Raw genomic sequence first — 257 nt, forward strand, 5'->3', positions numbered from 1 at the left:
TAGGTTCGAGGTGGAAGCATGGTGACATGTGGAGCTGACGAATACTAATAGATCGAGGACTTAACCATATAATATGAAGCAATGTTATCTAGTTTTGAAAGAATATAAAAAACTTGTTGACTTTAAAAGTTAAATGAGTTACAATAATTCTTGTCTTAAATGAATACAGTCTGGTAATGATGGCAGAGAGGTCACACCCGTTCCCATACCGAACACGGAAGTTAAGCTCTCTAGCGCCGATGGTAGTTGGGACCTTG

The 257-nt window shown here is 38.9% G+C and carries 1 rRNA gene; it reads left to right on the forward strand.

From position 1 onward, the window contains the following. Positions 1–169: 169 nt before the first annotated feature. Positions 170–257, forward strand: a 5S ribosomal RNA gene (rrf, locus tag MR167_RS32255); the annotation flags it as partial.

Origin of the sequence: Bacillus cereus group sp. BfR-BA-01355, from assembly GCF_022663675.1 — a bacterium.
GTDB lineage: Bacteria > Bacillota > Bacilli > Bacillales > Bacillaceae_G > Bacillus_A > Bacillus_A thuringiensis_S.